The organism is Chthoniobacterales bacterium, assembly GCA_039930045.1.
Taxonomy (GTDB): Bacteria; Verrucomicrobiota; Verrucomicrobiia; order Chthoniobacterales; family DASVRZ01; genus DASVRZ01.
On the sequence record JBDSQB010000010.1, the window covers coordinates 239696 to 260353 of the forward strand.

At 56.9% G+C, this 20658-nt stretch carries 18 protein-coding genes; 12 read left to right on the top strand and 6 right to left on the bottom strand.

Translation table 11 applies throughout. The features are described from left to right. Positions 1-20 precede the first annotated feature (20 nt). The 8 genes from purS (at position 21) to rpsP (ending at position 9227) form a co-directional block, all read left to right on the top strand. Positions 21-263, top strand: a complete 243-nt coding sequence (purS, locus tag ABIT76_09030; protein MEO7933286.1) for a phosphoribosylformylglycinamidine synthase subunit PurS — start codon at positions 21-23, stop codon at positions 261-263. A 73-nt stretch (positions 264-336) separates the two neighbouring features. Further along, a complete protein-coding gene (gene purQ / locus ABIT76_09035; GenBank protein ID MEO7933287.1) occupies positions 337-1017 on the top strand; it encodes a phosphoribosylformylglycinamidine synthase subunit PurQ in 681 nt (226 codons plus the stop codon). Next, complete coding sequence (gene purL / locus ABIT76_09040) at positions 1018-3213, top strand: phosphoribosylformylglycinamidine synthase subunit PurL (protein MEO7933288.1); 2196 nt, start codon at positions 1018-1020, stop codon at positions 3211-3213. A 39-nt stretch (positions 3214-3252) separates the two neighbouring features. Next, positions 3253-4716 carry an amidophosphoribosyltransferase gene (purF, locus tag ABIT76_09045; GenBank protein MEO7933289.1) on the top strand — a complete coding sequence of 488 codons (1464 nt, stop codon included), beginning with the start codon at positions 3253-3255 and terminating at the stop codon, positions 4714-4716. After that, positions 4713-5750 carry a phosphoribosylformylglycinamidine cyclo-ligase gene (gene purM / locus ABIT76_09050; GenBank protein ID MEO7933290.1) on the top strand — a complete coding sequence of 346 codons (1038 nt, stop codon included), beginning with the start codon at positions 4713-4715 and terminating at the stop codon, positions 5748-5750. The genes purF and purM overlap by 4 nt, the downstream gene beginning before the upstream one ends. A 73-nt stretch (positions 5751-5823) precedes the next feature. Next, the gene (gene sulP, locus ABIT76_09055) at positions 5824-7497 is read left to right on the top strand and encodes a sulfate permease (GenBank protein MEO7933291.1); all 1674 of its coding nucleotides are present in this window, start codon (positions 5824-5826) and stop codon (positions 7495-7497) included. 66 nt (positions 7498-7563) lie between these two features. Further along, positions 7564-8928 carry a signal recognition particle protein gene (gene ffh / locus ABIT76_09060; protein ID MEO7933292.1) on the top strand — a complete coding sequence of 455 codons (1365 nt, stop codon included), beginning with the start codon at positions 7564-7566 and terminating at the stop codon, positions 8926-8928. Positions 8929-8960: 32 nt separating this feature from the next. Next, positions 8961-9227, top strand: a complete 267-nt coding sequence (gene rpsP, locus ABIT76_09065) for a 30S ribosomal protein S16 (protein MEO7933293.1) — start codon at positions 8961-8963, stop codon at positions 9225-9227. Between the two features lie 71 nt (positions 9228-9298). On the opposite strand, the gene ABIT76_09070 is transcribed toward rpsP, so the two are convergent. The 4 genes from ABIT76_09070 to ABIT76_09085 all read right to left on the bottom strand — a co-directional run bounded on the left by ABIT76_09070 (position 9299) and on the right by ABIT76_09085 (position 14102). Then, positions 9299-9868, bottom strand: a complete 570-nt coding sequence (locus tag ABIT76_09070) for a CvpA family protein (GenBank protein MEO7933294.1) — start codon at positions 9866-9868, stop codon at positions 9299-9301. After that, the gene (locus ABIT76_09075) at positions 9865-11760 is read right to left on the bottom strand and encodes an ATPase, T2SS/T4P/T4SS family (GenBank protein ID MEO7933295.1); all 1896 of its coding nucleotides are present in this window, start codon (positions 11758-11760) and stop codon (positions 9865-9867) included. The genes ABIT76_09070 and ABIT76_09075 overlap by 4 nt, the downstream gene beginning before the upstream one ends. Before the next feature lie 91 nt (positions 11761-11851). Then, entirely contained in the window at positions 11852-12973 is a 1122-nt protein-coding gene (locus ABIT76_09080) for a PilT/PilU family type 4a pilus ATPase (protein ID MEO7933296.1), read from the bottom strand. 13 nt (positions 12974-12986) lie between these two features. Continuing rightward, the gene (locus ABIT76_09085) at positions 12987-14102 is read right to left on the bottom strand and encodes a PilT/PilU family type 4a pilus ATPase (GenBank protein MEO7933297.1); all 1116 of its coding nucleotides are present in this window, start codon (positions 14100-14102) and stop codon (positions 12987-12989) included. A gap of 90 nt (positions 14103-14192) precedes the next feature. On the opposite strand from ABIT76_09085, the gene ABIT76_09090 reads away from it, so the two are divergent. Then, on the top strand, positions 14193-17237 hold the full coding sequence (locus tag ABIT76_09090) for an SNF2-related protein (GenBank protein ID MEO7933298.1): 3045 nt from the start codon (positions 14193-14195) through the stop codon (positions 17235-17237). A gap of 10 nt (positions 17238-17247) precedes the next feature. After that, a complete protein-coding gene (locus ABIT76_09095; GenBank protein ID MEO7933299.1) occupies positions 17248-18060 on the top strand; it encodes a M48 family metallopeptidase in 813 nt (270 codons plus the stop codon). 678 nt (positions 18061-18738) lie between these two features. On the opposite strand, the gene ABIT76_09100 is transcribed toward ABIT76_09095, so the two are convergent. Together ABIT76_09100 and ABIT76_09105 are read right to left on the bottom strand one after the other, a co-directional pair. Then, positions 18739-19410, bottom strand: coding sequence for a hypothetical protein (locus ABIT76_09100; protein ID MEO7933300.1), 672 nt, complete (start codon positions 19408-19410; stop codon positions 18739-18741). After that, positions 19410-19670 (bottom strand): XRE family transcriptional regulator, encoded by a 261-nt coding sequence (locus ABIT76_09105; protein MEO7933301.1) that lies wholly within the window; start codon positions 19668-19670, stop codon positions 19410-19412. Before ABIT76_09105 ends, ABIT76_09100 begins: the two co-directional genes overlap by 1 nt. A 157-nt stretch (positions 19671-19827) precedes the next feature. On the opposite strand from ABIT76_09105, the gene ABIT76_09110 reads away from it, so the two are divergent. Continuing rightward, the gene (locus ABIT76_09110; protein MEO7933302.1) at positions 19828-20088 is read left to right on the top strand and encodes a hypothetical protein; all 261 of its coding nucleotides are present in this window, start codon (positions 19828-19830) and stop codon (positions 20086-20088) included. Positions 20089-20113: 25 nt separating this feature from the next. Further along, a complete protein-coding gene (locus ABIT76_09115; GenBank protein ID MEO7933303.1) occupies positions 20114-20563 on the top strand; it encodes a hypothetical protein in 450 nt (149 codons plus the stop codon). The last annotated feature ends 95 nt before the right edge of the window (positions 20564-20658 follow it).

The following is a 20658-nucleotide window of genomic DNA, read 5'->3' on the forward strand; positions in this document are numbered from 1 at the left end:
AAAATCGTTATCCATCGCCTATGAAAGCCACCGTCGTCGTCATGCCCAAAGCCTCCGTGCTCGATCCCCAGGGAGTCGCTGTGAAAAATGCAGTTCACTCCCTCGGCCTCACCTCGGTGACCGGCATTCGCATCGGCAAAACCATGGAAATCGAACTCGACTCACCGCTGGACGCCGCCGGTGAAAAACAACTCCACGCCATCTGTCGCGACTTGCTTTCCAATCCGGTGATCGAAGACTACCGACTGGAGATCGGGGAATGAGGCGGCCCTTCTTTGGGACGCAAAAGGGAACACGCGGGACGCGTGCGCTCCCCAGACAAACACTCGCTTTGCTATGAAATTTGCCGTTATTCGTTTTCCCGGGTCGAACTGCGATCAGGATTGCCACAACTCCATCGCTGCCATCGACGGCGCGACTGCCGAATACGTCTGGCATAAGGACACCTCCCTTGACGGCTTCGATGCCATCGTGTTGCCGGGTGGTTTTTCCTATGGAGATTACCTGCGTTGCGGCGCCATCGCCCGGTTTTCGCCCATCATGCCCGCCGTCAAAGAAGCCGCTGCCGAGGGGAAACTCGTCATCGGCATCTGCAACGGCTTCCAGATTTTGTGCGAAGCCGGGCTGCTCCCCGGTGCGCTGGTTCGCAATGAAAAACTCCACTTCGTCTGCCGCGACGCGCTCCTCAAAGTCGAATCGACTGCCACTCCGTTCACGAATTTGTGCAGTGTGGGCGACATTTTGAAAATCCCCGTCGCGCATGGCGAGGGACGCTACACCGCCGACGCGAAAACCCTGGCCGACCTCAACGAAAACCAGCAAGTCGTGCTGCGTTATTCCGACGCCAATCCCAACGGCTCCATGGAGGCCATCGCGGGTATCTGCAACGAGGCGCGCAACGTTTTCGGCCTCATGCCGCATCCCGATCGCGCCACGGAAAAACGCCTCGGCAGCGACGACGGACTCCTCATTTTCCGCTCCATGCTGGCCTTCCACGCAGAATCGAGTCTCACTTAAATGGAAACCGCCATCACACCCGAAGTCATCGCCAAACACGGCATCACCCCCGACGAATACACCCGCATCCAGGGCATCTTGGGGCGCGATCCCAATTTTACTGAACTCGGCGTCTTCTCCGTGATGTGGAGCGAGCACTGTTCCTACAAAAACTCCAAACCCGAGCTGCGGAAATTCCCCACGAGCGGCCCGCGCGTGCTGGTGAAGGCGGGCGAGGAAAACGCTGGCGTCATCGACATTGGCGACGGCTGGGCGGTGGCGTTCAAGATGGAATCGCACAACCACCCCAGCGCGGTGGAGCCCTTCCAAGGCGCGGCCACCGGCGTGGGCGGGATCATTCGCGACATCTTTACGATGGGCGCGCGCCCGGTCTTTTCGCTGAACTCGCTGCGGTTCGGGCCGCTGACAGACGCGCATAACCGCCGTCTTTTCGCGGGAGTCGTCTCTGGTATCGCCCATTATGGCAACTGCATCGGCGTGCCGACCATCGGCGGGGAGATTTATTTCGACGAAAGCTACAACGGCAACCCGCTGGTGAACGTCTTTTGCCTCGGCGTCCTCCGTCACGAGGAAATCGCCCGAGGCGCGGCCAGCGGAGTCGGCAACCCGGTTTTCTACGTTGGAGCCGAGACGGGTCGCGATGGATTGGCCGGGGCTGCGTTTGCCTCGCGCGACCTCACCGAGGAAAGCAAGGAAGACCGTCCCGCCGTGCAGGTGGGCGATCCATTCAAAGAGAAATTACTGCTGGAGGCGTGTCTGGAATTGCTCGCCAGCGGTTGCGTGGCCGGCATCCAGGACATGGGCGCGGCGGGGTTGACCTGTTCCACCTGCGAAACCGCCAGCCGTGGCGACACGGGAGTCGAGATCGATCTGGCCCTCGTGCCGAAGCGCGAAACCGGGATGACTCCCTACGAAACGCTTCTCAGCGAGTCGCAGGAGCGGATGCTGATTATTGTCAAACTCGGCGAGGAAGACGCGGTGAAACGTATCTTCGAGAAATGGGATTTGCCCTACGCGCACGTCGGATTCGTCCGCGACGACGGCATGATGCGGGTGAAGAATCACGGCGCGACCGTGGTGGAAATTCCCGCGAAGAAACTGGCCGACGACGCCCCGATTTACGTTCGCGAAGTGTCGCCGCGTCCGATTCCCGCTCCTTACAAGAACAGCGATTTGCCGCCAACCGACTTGCATTCCGCTCTGCCGACGTTGCTGGCGGACCCGAGCATTGCGTCGAAAGAATGGGTCTGGACGCAATACGATCACATGGTTCGCAACGGCTGCGTGGTGCGTCCGGGTTCCGACGCGGCGGTTTTCTACATTCGCGAGGCGGATAAATTTGTGGCCTCCACGAGCGACTGCAACAGCCTCTATTGCGCGCTCGATCCGCGTGAGGGTGCCAAAGCCGCCATCGCCGAAGCCGCTCGCAACCTGGCTTGCTCGGGTGCGGTTCCGCTCGCGGTGACGGACAATCTCAATTTCGGCAACCCGCACAATCCGGAGAATTTCTGGCAACTCCAGCAGTGCGTCGAAGGTCTGGCCGAGGGCTGCAACGCCTTCGATGTCCCGGTGACGGGCGGCAACGTGTCGCTTTACAATCAAAGTCCCGCCGGAGCCATCGACCCGACGCCGACCGTCGGCATGGTCGGCCTGATCGCGTCGGAAAAGCACATCACCACGCAGCACTTTCAATCGGCTGGCGACGTTATTTTTCTCCTCGGCGACGCGGGTTACGAAATGGGCGGCTCGCATTTCTTGAAGGTGCTCCACGGCAAAAAGGAAGGCCTCCCGCCGCGAGTGGACTTTGGGAAGGAACGCGCTATTCACGACGCGCTGCGCAGCCTCATTCATATGGAACTCGTCCGCAGCGCCCACGATTGCAGCGAGGGCGGACTGGCCGTGGCGCTGGCCGAATCGTGCTTCGCCAACAGTCTCGGGGCCACAGTCGAGTTGCAGTCGAATGAGTCGGATGCGGTCGCGCTGTTCAACGAGAGCCAGGCCCGCATCGTCTTCACCAGCAGCGAGGCGAACGCCGCCGCCGTCCTTGATTTCCTCGAGCAGAATGGAACGCAAGTCACCCGTCTCGGCGTGGTCGGCGGTAGCGAATTGAAGATCACCGCCCAAGCCAGCTACGCATGGCCAGTGGCCGATTTGTCTGCCGCGTGGAAAAACAGCATCGGTCGCGTGATGCAATAACGGCGAACTGAGTTAGGTTCTTTTCTAACAAATTATTCTTTGAGCACCCACGATTTCAAACACGAATGCGGCGTCTTTGCCGTCTATGGACACCCGAACGCGGCGATTCTGACCTATTACGGATTGTTCGCGCTCCAGCATCGCGGACAGGAAAGCGCGGGAATTATCACCGCCACGGAGCCCGGTGCGCCGTTCATCATGCACAAGGACATGGGGCTGGTTTCCACGGTTTTCTCCGCTCCCGAATTGGAGAAACTCAAGGGCACACGCTCCATCGGGCACGTCCGCTACTCGACCACGGGCTCCAGCACATTGATCAATTCGCAGCCGCTGGCGATCAACTGCCAGCGCGGCCAACTCGCCATCGGGCACAACGGCAACTTGATCAACGCCGCTGCCCTGCGCGAGGAACTCGAGTCACGCGGCTCCATTTTCCAGACCACGGTCGATAGCGAAATCATCGTTCATCTCCTCGCACAGCCGAACAAAAACGGGGAGAGTCCGCTGGCGGCTTTGCGGCGGTTGGAAGGCGCATTTTCGCTAGTGATCATGAGCGAGGAAGAGATCATCGGCGTGCGCGATCCGTTTGGTTTCCGCCCGTTGTCGCTCGGAAAACTGGACGGCGCTTACATTCTTTCCTCGGAGACTTGCGCGTTTGATTTGATTCATGCCGAATTCGTTCGCGAGGTTGAGCCAGGTGAGGTCGTGATCATCAATGCAGACGGCGTGCGCTCGGAGTTTCCCTTTCGCGAGGTGGAAAAAAAGGCGTTCTGCATGTTCGAGTACGTCTATTTTGCGCGGCCCGACAGCATCATTTCCAACGTCAATGTGAGCAAAGTCCGCACCCGCATGGGCCGCGAACTCGCCAAGCTGCATCCCTGCGAGGCCGACATCGTGGTGCCTGTGCCCGACTCGGGGAACTATGCCGCGATGGGTTTTTCCGAGGAGTTGAACATTCCTTTCGAGCACGCGTTTGTGAGAAATCATTACATTGGCCGGACGTTTCTCCAGCCGACGCAGTTGATCCGAGATTTTAACGTTCGGGTGAAACTCAACCTCATCAAAGAGGCCGTCGATGGAAAACGCGTCGTCGTCGTCGATGACAGCATCGTTCGCGGCACGACGGCCAAGGCGCGCGTGATCAATCTGCGCGAGGCGGGCGCGAAGGAAGTCCACATGAGAATCAGTTGTCCGCCGCACAAATTTGCCTGTCATTACGGCATCGATTTTCCCGATCCGGGCAAGTTGCTGGCCAATCAGCTAACCTTGGACGAGATCCGCGAATATCTTGGTGCAGACAGCATCGGCTATCTCGATGTCGCCGGCATGGTGAAGGCGACCGGACTGCCGGAAAATGATTTTTGTCTGGCGTGTTTTACCGGCAACTATCCGATTCCGTTCGATCCCGAGCTGGATAAATTCATCATGGAAAAACGCCGCAGCCAGTCGCGGTTTCTCTCCAACGGCGTCGGTCAGCAGGAGCTTTTTGCCAGCAAATCATGAGTGTTAGAAAACCCACCGCCAAAGTAAAAGCCTACGCCAAAGCCGGCGTCGATGTGGACCTCGGCAACCAAGTCAAAAGTGGCATTCATGCCAAGGTCAGCAAAACGCACGGGCCCAATGTTCTGGGAAAAATCGGTGGCTTCGGCGGTTTGTTCCGGGCGGATTTCGGAGGGATGAAAGAACCGGTTCTCGTCTCCAGCATCGATGGCGTCGGCACGAAATTGAAGATCGCCTTCGCGGTTGGCCGCCATGACACCGTGGCTCAGGATCTGGTGAATCATTGCGTGGACGACATCGCGGTGATCGGAGCCAAACCGCTTTTCTTTCTCGACTACATCGGCTCGGGGAAACTCGATACTAAGGCCTTTGATCAGATGCTCACTGGCTTCACAAAAGCCTGTCAGGCAGCGGGTTGCGCCCTGATCGGCGGCGAGACGGCCCAGATGCCCGGGATGTATCAACCCGGCGAATACGATCTCGCCGGCTGCATCGTCGGCGTCGTGGATCGTGAGAAAATGCTCGACGGTTCGCGCATCGAAAAGGGCGACATTGTTATCGGACTCGCCTCCAACGGGTTGCATACGAATGGCTACTCGCTCGCCAGAAAAGTGCTCCTCTCCGGGCGCGGTGCCTACAAGCTCGACGACCGCATCGAAGGCACGAAACTCACCTTGGGCGAGGAACTTTTGCGCGTGCACAAAAACTATCAGCCGCTGATGGCTTCCCTGCCGGACGGCGTTCTGAAAGGCGCCGCGCACATCACTGGCGGCGGATTGCTCGACAATCTTCCCCGCGTGCTGCCGAAGACGCTGAACGCCCGAATCGACTCCAAGTCGTGGACCGTGCCAGCGCTCTTCCAATTGATTCAAACTCGCGGCAAAATCGATCCGCTGGAGATGTATCAAGTCTTCAACATGGGCATCGGTATGACGCTCGTCGTTTCTCCCGAGGACGCTCCCGCCGTCCTAAAGGCGACCAAGGGCAAACGCATCGGCGAGATCGTTTCCGGCAGCGGCGTGGTCGAGATCGTTTAAGTCGGTGCCTAATTCAGCCTGATTCCACGAAATTACTGGTGATGAGCCACTATTTTCGTATTCTGTCGGGGCATTGATCGCGTTTCGTCCAGCAATCGTCGATTGTCTCCGAAATTATCGCAGGCCGGATTTTTTTGCGGATCTGTCTGCCGGGCTCACGGTGGGAATTATAGCTCTGCCGCTGGCCATCGGATTTGCCATCGCGTCGGGAGTGACGCCGCAACAAGGTCTCTGGACAGGTGTCATCGCGGGGATGGCGGTGGCATTATTCGGCGGTTCGCGCTTTCAGATTGCCGGGCCGACTGGAGCGTTCGTGCCCGTGCTTTTCTCCATTGTGGCCGCGCACGGTTACAACGGTCTCGCCCTCGCCACACTAATGGCCGGAGTAATGTTGATCATTCTCGGGGTGCTGAAGATGGGTCGGCTGCTTAAATTTTTCCCGTATCCTGTGATTGCGGGGTTTACGAGTGGAATCGCCGTTATTATTTTCTTCGGGCAGCTCAATGAATTTCTCGGGCTCGGACTGAAAATGCCAGAGCACGTGCCTCATCAGATCGCTGCCCTAGCGTCTCATCTGGGCGGCATCAATTTCTATGCGCTGGCCACCGGGGCACTGGCACTGGCCATCCTGATTTTCTGGCCGCGCCTCACCAAACGCATTCCGGCGAGCATTGTGGCGGTTATCGTTACAGCTCTAGTGGTCAAATTAGGCCACTGGCCAGTGGCCACCATCGGGAGCAAATTTGGTGGCATTCCCGCAGGACTGCCGGGCTTTCATTTTCCTGCGATCACGCTGGATGCCATGCGCGACCTGATGGTGCCTGCATTTACGATTGCGGCATTGGGTGCGATCGAATCGCTGCTTTCGGCCGTCGTGGCGGACGGCATGGCGGATACCCGGCACGATCCGAATCAAGAGCTTTTTGCCCAGGGCATTGCCAATATTTTATGTCCGATGGCGGGCGGCATCGCGGCCACTGGGGCGATTGCCCGGACGGCAGCCAACATCCGCAGCGGGGCGCGAAGCCCTGTCGCCGGAGTAGTCCATTGCCTGGTCTTGCTGGTGGTGGCGCTCGTGGCGGCACCCTTGGCGGGTTACATTCCACTGGCGGCACTAAGCGCCATCCTGCTCCTGGTCGCGGCTCGCATGGTGGAATGGCATACGGTGATTGAGCTTTGGCGCGGCCCGAGAAGTGATTTCGCGGTCATGCTGGCGGCCTTCGGCTTAACCGTAATTTTCGATCTCACCATCGGCGTCGGGGCAGGTCTAATCATGGCGGTGATGCTCTTCCTGCGCCAGATGGAGGAGGTGTCGCATATCCGGTTGGTCACTCAGGAAAGCGAACCTGAGGGAGAGGGAAGCCACGGGATTCGTGGGAAAGACGTGCCTGAAGGAGTCATTCTTTTTAGGATCGAGGGGCCGCTCTTTTTCGCAGCCGCAGAGAATCTGGAGCAGGCCTTGCGCCTTTCTGGTGGTGAGCCAAAAATCGTGATTTTTCGAATGCGCAACGTCCCGGCAATGGACGCAAGCGGCCTGCATGCTTTTGAAGTAGCCATCGGAAAATTGCACCGCGACGGGGTGAAAGTTTTCCTGACGGCCGTGCAGCCGCAACCGATGAAGGTGATGTTTGAATCCGGGTTGATGGACCGTCTCGGCCCCCAAAAATTCTGCGCGGATACTGATGAAGCCCTTGCCCGCGCCCGCCGGATATTGGCGGAGGAAAATGCGGTGGCGGTTGTGGGCTAGCCGTGACGAGTTTCGCTTCATCTACCAGTTGTAGTTCGCCCGAAATACGCTAAATAATTCACCCGCATGTTTTCCTTACTCGCTGACAAACTTCAGGACGTTTTTAAGGACCTCCGCGGCCAGGGCGCGATCACGGAGACAAACATCAACGACGCCATGCGCCAGGTGCGACTGGCCTTGTTGGAGGCGGACGTGCATTTCCAAGTGGCGAAGGATTTTATCGCCCGGGTGAAAGAAAAAGCATTGGGTCAGGACGTTCTCCGCAGCGTCTCGCCGGGACAACAGATCGTCAAAATTTTTCAGGATGAACTAACCACTCTGCTTGGCGGCGACGCGGCCCCGCTGAATCTGGAAAAGCCGGGTCGCATTCTTATGGTCGGCCTCAACGGCGCGGGCAAGACGACTTCCTCGGCCAAGCTGGCGAAACTACTTAAGAAGCAGGGCAAAAATCCCGTGCTCATCGCCTGCGACTTGCATCGTCCTGCGGCCATCGAGCAACTCGCCACGCTGGCCGCTCAGGTCGGAGTGCCAATGTTTCGTCCGCAGCCGGGTGAAACGGATGTCATCAAAGTCGCCCGCGAAGGCGCAGCTTGGGCCCAGGCGCAGAACGCCAATGTCGAGATTTACGACACCGCCGGACGCCAGGAAATCGACGAGCCGCTAGTGCAGGAACTCAAGCGCGTCCGCGATTTTCTCCAGCCGGGTGAGGTTCTACTCGTGGCGGATTCCGCGACCGGCCAGCAAGCGGTCAGTGTTGCCACGCATTTTCACGAGGCGCTCGGTCTGACTGGACTCGTGCTCACCAAACTCGACGGCGATGCTCGTGGAGGCGCGGCGCTTTCCATGCGGGAAGTGACCAAGCAGCCGATCAAATTCGCAGGCGTCGGTGAGAAACTGGACCAGTTTGAGGTCTTTGTTCCGGATCGTCTGGCGGGCCGCATTCTCGGCATGGGCGACATCGTGGGTTTGGTCGAAAAAGCCGCCGAAGCCATCGATCAGGAAGAAGCCGCGCGGATGGAAAAGAAGCTGCGCACAGCGACTTTCGACCTGAATGATTTCCTTGGTACCTTCAAAATGATTAAAAAGCTGGGCCCGCTTGAAAATCTACTTGGCATGTTGCCCGGCATGGGTAACCTTAAAGGCTTTTCCGTTGACGAAAAACAAATGAAGCGGGTCGAAGCCATCGTTTTGTCGATGACTTTGCAAGAGCGGGCGAAGCCGGACATTTTGAATGCCCGACGACGTCAGCGAATCGCCCGTGGGAGTGGAGTGACAGTCACTGAGGTGAACACGCTCCTCACCCAATTTGGTCAGATGCAGAAAATGATGAAGAACATGGGTAACATGAAGAAAATGATGGGCGGTGCTGCTGGAAAATCCGGCAGGATGCCCCAAATGCCTTCGGGGAACCCATTCAAGAATTTTAGATAAACCCGCAAATCCCAAGTTAAGAAAATACAGTTATGGCAGTTTCCATTCGTTTACGTCGTGAAGGTTCCCTGAACCATCCTTTCTACCGCATTGCAGTGGCCGATTCCCGCAGCCCGCGTGATGGCAAATTCATTGAGTTGATCGGCACTTACGACACCAAAAAAGCCGGTGACAACGTTACTCTCGACCTCGCCCGTGCAGAATACTGGCTCTCCGTTGGCGCCCAGCCGAGCGACACCGTTCGCAGCATCATCAAGAAAGAGCGCGTCAAGTCTGCCGCCGCTCCGGTCGCCGCCTAAGCTCTCCGCTCTTCGGAGCTTTTCATAAAACGCAGGGTGTCTCGCAAGGGACGCCCTCGTTTTGTTTTAACTTACTTCCAGCGGACTTCCAATGCACTCTGCGGAGTGGATCGCTGGCCGACAGGCAGCAAAGTATGCGACGGAGAATCCGCTGTGACATGCGTCAGACGGGTTTCCACGGAGCGATAGATGAGGGTGGGGAGCCGATGAATCGGCAGCAGAAGCTTCGTTTCATCGTAGCTGGAGAGAACGCTCGGAATGTTCAAGGTCAGGCTCAAGAGCATGGCCGAAGCTAGAACGACGGCGTTGCCAGCTCCAAAGAGAAACCCAGCAAATCGCTCTAATGGAATGGGATAGGCGGGAATGAAGTCGTTGTTGAGCGTCTTGATCCCGATGAGTGGCGGCATGACGACCAAGACAAAAATTCCCCAGAATGCGGCGAAGGCGACTTGCTCTGGACTCACGGAGATTTGAGCGGCGAGGAAGTCGGTTCCCAAATACCAAAACCGAATCGCCGCGATGAAGCCGAGCAACCCGAGGCACAATCGTGCGAAAGCCCAGAATAGTCCTTCCTTCGCTCCGTGCATTCCACCGTAAACGATAGCCACCAAGGCCACGATGCTGATACCGAGTTCAATCATGTCGCTTCCTTCACTTCAGAAATCGTGGTGATGCCGAGGAGCACCTTCGTTGCGCCATCCTCGCGATAAGGCCGGAACCCATTTTGGCGCGCCATCGTCAGGATATCTTCCTGACTCGCGCCCTGCTGCACGGCCTGGCGCAGACCATCATTCAAGACTAGCACCTCGAAAATTCCCGTGCGTCCGCGGAAGCCGGTTCCCTCGCAATCGGGGCAGCCGGCTGACTCGTAAATAGTCGCGCCCGGTTCCCATTCGATGCCGATGTCGATGAGTTCCTCTCCCGTGCTGGTCACGGGGTTGCGGCATTCGGGGCAAAGCACGCGGACCAAGCGCTGGGCCACGAGCATGATCAAAGCCGACGCCATCTGGGAACGCTCCATGCCCATTTCCTCGAGTCGAATCAAAGTCGCGATGGAGTCGCGCGTGTGCAGCGAGGTGAAAACCAAATGGCCGGTTAGCGCGGCGCGAATCGCCACCGTCGCGGCCTCGGCATCGCGCATTTCGCCGACGAGAATCACGTCCGGGTCCTGCCGCAAAATCGAGCGCAGGCCCGACTCGTAAGTCGTTCCCGCCTTCGGAGCGACCGGGATTTGCGTGGCTCCAGGAAGCTCGTACTCGACCGGGTCCTCAATGGTCATGATGTTGAGTTTTTCGCGATCTAGCCGGCTCAACGCCGCGTAAAGCGTGGAGGTTTTTCCAGAACCCGTCGGGCCGGTGACAATGATCATCCCCGCGCGTGAACGGATGGTGCGGTCGAAGACGCTTTCCAGATCGGCGGACATGCCGACTTGATCGAGGCTGAGCAGGCCTCCTTTGCGATCGAGGATGCGGATGACGATTTTCTCGCCATGAATCGAATTGGCCGTGGCTACGCGAAAATCCACCTCGCGAATGTCGGTCTTCACATGGAAACGCCCGTCCTGCGCCTTGCGTTTCTCAGCAACGTCAATCCCGGCGAGCGACTTGAGTGACGTGATCAATCGAATGCCTTCCGTCGGACCGAGGACGCGATGTTCGGCCAACTGACCGTCCACCCGGAAACGCACGCGGCAGAGTTCCTCCTGGGGCTCGATATGAATGTCACTCGCCCGCTGCACGACCGCCGCCTCCAAAATTTCGCGGGCGGTTTCGAGACCGGATTCTTTCTTGCCCAAGGTCGAAACGGTCTGGCTGGTTTCATCGACAAACCGCAGCCCGATGCCCTGGCCCTTGGGTTGTTCGTTGCGATTTTTGAAGGAAAACAGAGGACGCTTTTTCGCGGCGGCAGCGATGTCTTCCTTTCCGCCGTAGGCTTTTTTGTTCCTGCCGACGAGGGCGTTGACGGCTAGAAAAAGCAGGAAGCCGACCACGGGCAGCAAAAACACAATTGAGTTCCAGAGCCATGCGGGCTTGGAACGGCGGTTCATCTGGTGCTGCACCCAGACGAGATGCGTCAGATAAAGCAAGATCGCGAGGAAGATGCCGCCGAGTTTCCAATCCATTTCGTGGCTGTGCTGGTAAACAGGATGCGGCGCAGGCGTCTTGATAGGAGCGGATAAAATGGGAGTCGCGACGCGTGCGGGCGCGGGAGTTTCTTCGGCCACCACCGACGGTTTTTCAATGACTTCAGGAGTCGCGGTCGGCTCAGGCGTCGTCTCGACTAGCTCAGGCGCGGGCGTGGCGGCCGGCGGCGGATTGTCGAATGGCTGCCCATCGACTGTCGCGATCTGCACGCCTTGGAGGGTGATTTCGCCAAACGAGGTGTGCATTTTCAGCGTCGTCGGCGTGCGGCGCAGAATGATGACTTTGCTGTAGTGCGCGCCATTTTTCAGCACGATCTCGGCGGCTTGGGAACTGAGTTCCGAGCCAATGACCAGCCCAAGGATGAGAGCCAGTCGGCCCGGAATTTGCATGGCTTGCATGAATGCTATAAATCCGGGGCGAGTCAAACTTTGGCCGTTTTATTTTTAAGCGAACCGCCCAGCCATTGGAATCAGACCCGGCTCACTTTTTCTTTTTATCTTCGGGTCCCGTGCCCGCTGAATTGCCGAGATCCTGTTCCTCCGGTGGAAGAAATGGACGGAACCGGCTCTTGTCGATTGCTTTCATGTAGGCTTCATGCGGCGAGACGTTGCCTTGCTGGAGATGGAACCAGATGGCGTCGTCCATGAATTGCATGCCCTGGCCCTTACCGCCGACGATCACGTCCTGAAGCTTTTGCGTGGCACCTTCACGAATGATCGCCGACACGGCGCTGGTGGAAACGAGGATTTCGTTGACGGCGACACGACCGCCACCGGCTTCGGCGGTTTTCTTCAAAAGAAGCTGCGCCACGACGCCTCGCAGCGAGGCCGAAAGCATCGTGCGCACCTGCGATTGTTGATCCGCTGGAAACACGTCGATTAGGCGGTCCACCGTTTTGCGGGCGTTGTTGGTATGGAGCGTGCCGAAAACGAGCAATCCTGTTTCCGCCGCCGTTAGTGCGAGAGAAATCGTCTCCAAATCGCGCATTTCGCCGACGAGAACGATATCCGCATCCTCGCGCAGGGCGGCCTTCAACCCCGCCGGGAACGTCGTCGCGTGCTCGGGCACTTCGCGCTGGGTGATGATGCTTTTTTTGTTCACATGCACGAACTCGATCGGCTCCTCGATGGTGATGATGTGCCGGTTAAAGTTGGTGTTGATGTAGTCGATCAGCGCGGCCAGCGTGGTCGATTTGCCAGAGCCAGTCGGGCCGGTGACGAGAACGATGCCACCGCGGATGTTGCCAAACTCCTTAACCACCTGCGGGATTCCGAGCTGCTCGAGCGTCGCGATTTTCGTGGGAATGAGGCGGAAAACGGCTCCGTAGCCATTGGTTTGCTTGAGGAAATTGCAGCGAAAACGCGCGTCCTCATTCATCTCGTAAGCGAAATCGAAGTCGCCTCTCTCCAAAAACAGCTCCCAGCCTTTTTGCCCGCAAATCTCGTGGAGCATAAACTCGATTTCCTCGTGGCTGAGGACTTCCTCGCGAATGGACATGACGTCGCCATGCCGGCGAATTTTTGGCGGCTGCCCCTCGCCGAGATGCAAATCGGACGCGCCAGCGGTGATGAGATATTGAAAAAACTGATCGATGTAAGCCATGGGTCGGGGGAAATTATTTCTTAAAACGGGACATGTGGAGGCGGACGTTTTGCTTGTCCTCGGCGCGAGCCATTAATTCCTCGCCCGTGATGGTGCCGGACTCCCAGAGTTCGATGAGCGAGTCGTCCATCAGTTTCATGCCGAGTTTTTTACCGGTCTGGATAATGCCGGGGAGCATGAACGTCTTCGACTCGCGGATGACGTTGCCGACGGCGGGCGTGTTGACGAGAATCTCGAGGGCCAGGGCGCGTCCGGTGCCATCGGCTTTGGGCACGAGTTGCTGCGAAATAATGCCGCGCAACGACTCGCTCACCATCGTGCGAATTTGGTCGCGCTGATCATTTGGAAAGACATCGAGCAAACGGTCGAGTGTGCGGGCCGCGTTGGCGGTGTGCAGCGTTCCGAGCACCAAGTGGCCCGTTTCCGACGCCGTAATCGCGAGGGAAATCGTTTCCAAATCGCGCATTTCGCCGACCATGATGACGTCCGGATCTTCGCGCAGCGCCCCGCGCAACGCCGCTGCAAACGACTTCGTGTGCGTGTGCACCTCGCGCTGAGTCACATGACAGCCTTTCGAGCCAAAAACGTATTCGATCGGGTCTTCCAGCGTGATGATATGGTCGTGCCGTGCGGCATTGATTTCATCGACAAGCGCCGCCAGCGTCGTCGATTTTCCCGAGCCGACCGAACCGGTGACGAGAACGAGCCCATTATGATACTGGGTGAGGAGTTTCAGATTTTCCGGGAGCCCGATTTCGTCCATCGAACGCACGCGGGAGTAGATAATTCGGAAAACCAGATCGAGTCCGAGCCGGTGCCTCACGACGCTCGTGCGAAAACGGCCATGCTCGTTTTTGTAGGCAAAATCCACGTCGCCGCGTTCCGTGAGCTGCACTTTTTGCGCCTCCGTGAGAAATCCCATGGCCAGCCGCTCGGTGTCGGCGGCGGACAGGCGCGGCGCTTGCAGCCAGATCGGTTCCAGGTTTCCAAATCGCCTCCAGGTCGGCTGGCTGTTGACGCCCAAATGAACGTCGGATGCACCGGATTCGATGCCGATCATGAGATATTGATCGACGTGAGCGAGATTGGTTTCCTCGGAATGCGTGGGGAGAGTAGGGGAATTCACCATCACACGGACTGTAACGAGCGACGGCTCAAATTGAAGTGGAAATGTGCATGCGCTTTCATTTCTTTCCGCCTGACTTAAGCTGGAAACCCCATGATCGCCCTCACTGAACGCATTCTCAATGACGCCGCTGGCTGGCAGGTCATGAAAATGGCCAAGGCGCTGCTGGAAACGAATCGCGTCATCAGCGCGCACTACGCGCCGCCCATTCTCAAGGGCTTGGTGAAAGAGGGAAACACCGAGTATCGCGCCGGGCTCAAAGTCACCACCGCCACTAATATCGAAAACCTCTGCTCCTGTCGTCCGTCGCGGGATTTTGGGCAGATTTGCGCGCACTCCATCGCGGTCGGACTCGCCACGATCCGTCCCGCTCCGGCGGCTCCGACACCTATCCAGCCGGTCGAAAAAGTTGAAACGCGTCCTTTCCCATTTATTGAAGGCTCTTTTACCGACCCGCGCTGGATCGAGTTGCATTTGGTTCTGGGGCCGAATTTCCGAGCTGGCTTGGACAAAAACGAGATCACCATCGGAGTCGAAGCGGCGAGGGGAAATCAAAGGACTTTGGTTCGAGCCTTGGGTTTTGCAGAGCCATGGACCTGCTCCAAACGCGATTGGGCCATTCTCCGGGCGATCTACGACTTCTGCGGCACGGAACCACCCGGCATGTTGCTCTGCAACCGGCGACAATTCGGCTCCATCCTCAATGCGGGAAAAGGCTTTGATCGACTGACAGTCGCCCGTCGCGAAAAGATGATAGTTAATCCGAATTCAATTCGCCGCGAGCTGATGGTCAATGAAACTTCTGATGACGAAATAACGTTCAAACTCGACTCACAAAAAAGCGATTACCTGTTACTCGATGAAGGGGTGCAATGGTCTCTGTCCGAGATGACATGGCAGGCGATGGAACCTCTGCTTCCGCCCGCTTATCAAATCCTTTTTCGCCAACAGGTGGAGATTCCTTCAGCGGCTGCTGAAACCTTCAGAACCCGCGAGCTGCCGACTCTGCAAAATCTGTTTGGTGTAAATGAAGTGTCATCCATAACTGAGGTCGAAAAAACGGCTGTTCCTGCCTTTGAATTGACCTTGGAAGGCAGCTTCAATCAGCTGCAACTGGTTCTGAAAGTCATCTATGGAAACCAAGTGATTTCATACGGAAGTCATTCATTTATAACAGAATCGCATGTGGTCGTGGATGGGAAACGCTTGAAACGTCATCACGCGGCCGAGCAATCTATCATTGAGTCTTTGAAGGCAGCAGAATTCGGCGCGGTGGACGCAAATTGTGTGATGAATCTTCGCGGCGAACACGCGGTTCTTCGCTTCTTATCCACACAACTGCCACACCTCCAAAAGAAGGCCGAAGTGCAACTCGGACCTCGCTTAAAAACTCTTCTGGGACGAGCGGAAGTCGTCCGTCCGAAACTGGAAATTCAAAGCAGTGGCGAAAACTGGTTTGATCTTTCTGTGGAGATGACGAGTCAAGTTGGGAGTAGTTACACAGGAGCGGAAATACAGAAGCTCCTCAATTCAGGGAAAACCTACGAGAAACGCGCGAATGGCAGCGTGGTTCTTTTCGATGTGGGAGCCCTTAGCGAGCTTCAAGAAGTACTCCGCGACTGCGAGCCGCAACAGCGCCAGCTAGGCTCGTATCGCATTGGAAAGATGCACGCCGGATTTCTCCAATCGACTTTGGGCGAGCAACTCAGCGGCAGTCCTGCCACGCTCCAGAAAGTTGACGTGTCGATCCCAGTCGAGTTGCAGGGCATTCTCCGGCCCTATCAGACGGAAGGCGTTCAGTGGATGCATTTCCTGGCTGGGAATCATCTCGGCGGCATCCTGGCTGATGAAATGGGGTTGGGAAAAACTCTGCAAACCCTGGCTTTTCTCCAGTCTTCTGGAGGTCGATCCTTGGTAGTTTGTCCCTCCTCATTGGTCTTTAACTGGGAGCGGGAGGCGAAGAAATTTACGCCGACGCTGAGAACACTTGTCATCGAAGGAAATCAGCGCGCGCCGCTCTTTGCCAAGATTAACAATGCAGACTTGGTGATTACGAGTTACGCGTTGCTTCGTCGGGATATTGCTCGTTATGAACAGCTAGCGTTTAAATCGGTAATTTTGGATGAGGCGAATCACATCAAAAACCCCGATACGCAGAATGCACTGGCTGCGCAGAAGATTCGAGCGGATCATCGCTTCGCCTTGACTGGCACTCCCGTGGAAAATTCCGTGCGCGATGTCTGGTCGCTGGCCAATTTCATCCTGCCCGGTTACCTCGGACGACGCGACGATTTCAAAGATCGCTATGAAGCTCCCATCCAGCGTGGCGGTGCTCCAGAGGTGCAGCGGCGGCTGGCGAATCGTTTGCGTCCGATCATGCTGCGCCGACTCAAGAAGGACGTGGCCAAGGACCTTCCAGAGCGTCTCGAGCAGGTCGCCTGGGTCGATCTTTCCGATTCACAGAAATCGGTTTATCGCGAGCTTTTGGAGCAGGGCCGCCGGAAAATTGAGGAAGCCAGCAATGAGAAGAATGTGGGTAAGAGTCGCATGGCCGCGTTGACGGCTTTGCTGCGACTGCGGCAGGCGTGTTGCGATTTGCGGCTGCTTGGATTGGAAAAACCAGAGGACGCGTCATCCAAACTCGAGATGCTCGACGAACTCGTCCAGGAAGCCATCGACGGCGGTCATCGCGTGCTGGTTTTCTCGCAATTTGTCACCATGCTCAAGCTGATCGCCGACCGCATGACGGCGGCGGAAATCCCGTTTGCCTATCTCGACGGCTCCACTCGAGATCGCGCAGGCGAGGTCGATAAATTCCAGAATAGCGACACGTTGCCGCTCTTCCTCATTAGCCTCAAAGCCGGTGGCGTCGGCCTCAATCTCTCCGCCGCCGACACCGTCATCCATTTCGATCCGTGGTGGAATCCGGCCGTGGAAGCCCAGGCCACCGACCGCGCCCATCGCATAGGACAAACCCGCGTCGTCACATCCTACAAACTCATCGCCCGCAACACGGTGGAGGAAAAAATCCTCTCCCTCCAGCAGCGCAAACGTGACATCATCGACGCCACCGTTGAGAGCGAAGAGCCGACTTTCGGTGCACTCAGTCTGGACGAGATCCGCGATCTAATGAGCTAACCCCCTTCCTATGCAACCTCGCAAAATCCACCTCGTCCCCATCGTTCTCGCCATCGCGTTTATCGCCTTCAAATACTTCTCGGCGGAGAAATTTGTCAATCCCGAGACCGGCGAAGCGCACCGCGTCGGCATGTCGGAGACGATGGAAAGCCGGCTCGGGTTGCAGTCGTATCAGCAGGTTTTATCCGAGGAACACGTCGTCAGCAGTGGACCGGAAGTCGCATTGGTAAAACGCGTCGCCGGGCGGCTGGCCGGTGCGACCGGTGACGCCGCGAAGAATTTTGAATGGGCCGTCAGCGTGGTGCAGAGCGATCAGGTGAATGCCTTTTGTCTGCCCGGTGGCAAGATCGTCGTTTACACCGGGATCCTCCCCCTCACGCACGGCGAGGCCGGACTCGCGACCGTTATGGGACACGAAATGGCGCACGCGACCTGCCGACACGGATCGCAACGAATGCTCCAGAGCCAGCTCATGCAGGCCGGAATGATGGGCGCGCAATTCTCCATGTCCGATCTGGATTACGACAAACAACGCACCGTTATCGCCCTACTCGGCGGCGCGGCGCAATACGGCGCGATCCTGCCCTTCTCTCGTGGACACGAGACCGAGGCGGATCGCGTCGGCCTCACCTACATGGCGCGCGCCGGATACGACCCGCGAGAAGCCATCGAATTCTGGAAACGCATGTCGGCTGTCGGCGGGAAAAAGCCACCGGAGTTTGCCTCCACTCACCCCGCCGACGCCACCCGCGTTGCCAACCTCGAACGCCTGCTGCCCGACGCCTTGAAAATCTACGAGGCCAGCCAAAAAGCCCCGCGCTAGGTTCCCATCGGAGCGAATGGCCCCCGCGCTCACCCTGGAGGGAAGCGGGCCCTCGCTGTGACCCCCAAACCCCACACAGGCACTGACGGCCGCAGTGCAATGGCCACACTTATTTTTAAGAAAAGGTAGGAAGTACATTCCCAGTTGAGTTGCAGGCGATTCTGGAGATGGGCGGCCCGGTCGCGATGCCTCGCCGCACGGTGCCTACGGCCCATCGCGAGTGCCGCATCGCCTCGCTGCACATTGCAAATGGGCACCGGGAGAACCCCATCGCCCCGCTGCATGCCGCAAATCGTCATCGGGAGAGCCGCAACGACCTGCTGCACGGCGCAAATGGCCATCGCGAGCACCTCATCGCCTCGGTGCAAGCTGCCACGGAGCATCGGGAGAGCCGGGGAGCCCTCGCTGCACGGATTTCCAGGACGCCGGAGCCTCCCATCGCCCCGCTGCACGGTGCCAGGGGGCATTTGGGCATCGGAAATGGGGTTTTGGGGAGGTTTACGGGGCTGGGAGGAGGTGAATGGGCCTTTTGGGAACAGATGTTCGGTTGTCGATTCGGAAAACTTGCAAGTTGTTCGAGACAGACGGTTGTTCCCGATTCGTTCCAAAGGAAACCGGATGCATGGTGGAGGGTACCAAACCACGGGGGCGTTCTCTTTGAAAATGTGCAAGGCTCGTTCAGGCAGAGCCCTCAGCTTTGGTAAGCTCTAAATCTTCAACTACTCTATCCACGGATCCTTTAATGTGACTTGTCGCAAAGGCTTGGCATTCCCGATAGAGCCTTTCCAGTTCCTCGTGCAAAGAATCTCGGCATTTAAGCCCCATGAGGGTGGATTTTTCATACTTGGCGCGGAACTCCAGAATACTTGTGAGCGAACTTCTCAGATTCGTCTGTCTCTCTTCAAAGTTCGGCCAAATTAATTTCCAATATTGGCATGTCTTGCAGGTGTTCTCGCACTTCAATGAATCATGCGAGAGAAAGGATGCCCATCCGCTGGATGCGAGTTTGAGTTCACGCAGTTGATCGTCACGACGCTTCTCGTTGTTACATCTCTTGCAGGAGACGATCACGTTGCCTGGAATATGAAGACCTGCCCTAAACCGGTTCATACCATCAAGGTGCTCGACTGAGGCACGATCTGGTTCCAATGGATTGCGACAGTAGCAACAACTAGAACCAAATCTTACGGATACGGCTTCTGCGTAATCGGAATCAGCCACATTCATCTGAAGCAATGTAGAGATTTTTCGACTGACCTCATGAAGAAACATGCTGACCAGCTTATTGGCCACATCGGACTTCGCACGAGAAGTTGCCTTCCGAAGATAAGCTGATGTTTCGAAAGCCATCAGTCTGGTTTGGTGATACCGAGAAGCCAGTTCACATCCACTTTTAAGACCAACGCCAAAGCTTTTACCTCAAAGTCAAAAGCACAACGATTTCCGCCTTCTACTTTGGCTAGAGCCACACGATCCAACTGAATCCCTTCTCTGGCCAATCTGCCAGAGAGCTGATCCTGCGTTAAGGGAGGAGTGAATTGCAGGCGGGCCTCTTTTACTCGCAAGCCAATGATGTTGCGAGTTTCAGTTTTTTTGGGGCGGTCTGCCATGCGCCAGTGAGTAGCAGAAATGGCATGATGCAGTGTTCGTTAAAAGAACACCTTGCAAACAGTTGTTCGGCTGCCTAATTAGCTGATGCGGCTTTCTTTCTGCCAAATGTGTGGGGCTATCAATGGTGACGCATGGCAGACGTGCCCTGGTAAAAATGTGATTCTTTCTTCTAGGCCACGCTCTAGTTTTGAAACATGGATTCTTTGTAATGAATGCAACGAAGGGCTTCAGAGCACCGCTCTACCAAAGCCAGACCGCGTGCATCTTCTCGCTCAAATCCGCGGCTCGACGATTGATGACCAAGAAGCGGTATTGGATTGGTTATTGCGTAAGTTTGGCAAGGTTGCTAAGAATAAAACGAGCATTGATGGTCGCCGGAATACCCTGAAAACGAATGACACGTGCGAACCTGAATGAGCATCTCCTTTCTAAGGATTTAGCAATGAATGTGATTGATGAAGTCGTGGGGCTTGCTTGTCACTGCCATTGCAAGGGATGGGCCGCAGGCAAAGATGTAGGGGCACAAACCAGACGCTCGAATACGGTATGCCGCGCCTGGCAGGAGGAAGTGAAAGCGAAGTTCCCCGACCGCTTTCACCCCGAGCACCGGCTGAACAAAACAGGCCGGAGCCAGCAAATTGACCTAGTGGATTTAGAAGATCGCGTCGCCTACGAACTCAAGTCTTCACCGAACAACGTCCATATGGAAATCTATCGCGATGTGTTCAAGGCTTTGGTTTTCAATCGACGCAATCCAGATGTCGCAGTTCGCACACTGGTCTTCATTGCACCGGCGGCAGGCTTAGAGAAGCTGGGCAAGGATTTTCCGAACGATATCGCCGCCATCGCAGCCGAGTTGAAGCTAGATCTTATTTTAAGACCAATCGGGTGAGTAGTGGCAACCGCCTCGAAGTGAAATGCCATTAGGTTGAGGGCGGGGCCCCGCTCGTTGTTTTTTCACTCCTCGAAAACTGCCAGCGAGAATGG

What these genes read in the sequence shown, in the direction of transcription:
- purS (MEO7933286.1), top strand. Translation starts at nt 21, where the DNA reads ATGAAAGCCACCGTCGTCGTCATGCCCAAAGCCTCCGTGCTCGATCCC.
- purQ (MEO7933287.1), top strand. Translation starts at nt 337, where the DNA reads ATGAAATTTGCCGTTATTCGTTTTCCCGGGTCGAACTGCGATCAGGAT.
- purL (MEO7933288.1), top strand. Translation starts at nt 1,018, where the DNA reads ATGGAAACCGCCATCACACCCGAAGTCATCGCCAAACACGGCATCACC.
- purM (MEO7933290.1), top strand. Translation starts at nt 4,713, where the DNA reads ATGAGTGTTAGAAAACCCACCGCCAAAGTAAAAGCCTACGCCAAAGCC.
- ffh (MEO7933292.1), top strand. Translation starts at nt 7,564, where the DNA reads ATGTTTTCCTTACTCGCTGACAAACTTCAGGACGTTTTTAAGGACCTC.
- rpsP (MEO7933293.1), top strand. Translation starts at nt 8,961, where the DNA reads ATGGCAGTTTCCATTCGTTTACGTCGTGAAGGTTCCCTGAACCATCCT.
- ABIT76_09070 (MEO7933294.1), bottom strand. Translation starts at nt 9,868, where the DNA reads ATGATTGAACTCGGTATCAGCATCGTGGCCTTGGTGGCTATCGTTTAC.
- ABIT76_09075 (MEO7933295.1), bottom strand. Translation starts at nt 11,760, where the DNA reads ATGCAAATTCCGGGCCGACTGGCTCTCATCCTTGGGCTGGTCATTGGC.
- ABIT76_09080 (MEO7933296.1), bottom strand. Translation starts at nt 12,973, where the DNA reads ATGGCTTACATCGATCAGTTTTTTCAATATCTCATCACCGCTGGCGCG.
- ABIT76_09085 (MEO7933297.1), bottom strand. Translation starts at nt 14,102, where the DNA reads ATGGTGAATTCCCCTACTCTCCCCACGCATTCCGAGGAAACCAATCTC.
- ABIT76_09090 (MEO7933298.1), top strand. Translation starts at nt 14,193, where the DNA reads ATGATCGCCCTCACTGAACGCATTCTCAATGACGCCGCTGGCTGGCAG.
- ABIT76_09095 (MEO7933299.1), top strand. Translation starts at nt 17,248, where the DNA reads ATGCAACCTCGCAAAATCCACCTCGTCCCCATCGTTCTCGCCATCGCG.
- ABIT76_09100 (MEO7933300.1), bottom strand. Translation starts at nt 19,410, where the DNA reads ATGGCTTTCGAAACATCAGCTTATCTTCGGAAGGCAACTTCTCGTGCG.
- ABIT76_09105 (MEO7933301.1), bottom strand. Translation starts at nt 19,670, where the DNA reads ATGGCAGACCGCCCCAAAAAAACTGAAACTCGCAACATCATTGGCTTG.
- ABIT76_09115 (MEO7933303.1), top strand. Translation starts at nt 20,114, where the DNA reads ATGAATGTGATTGATGAAGTCGTGGGGCTTGCTTGTCACTGCCATTGC.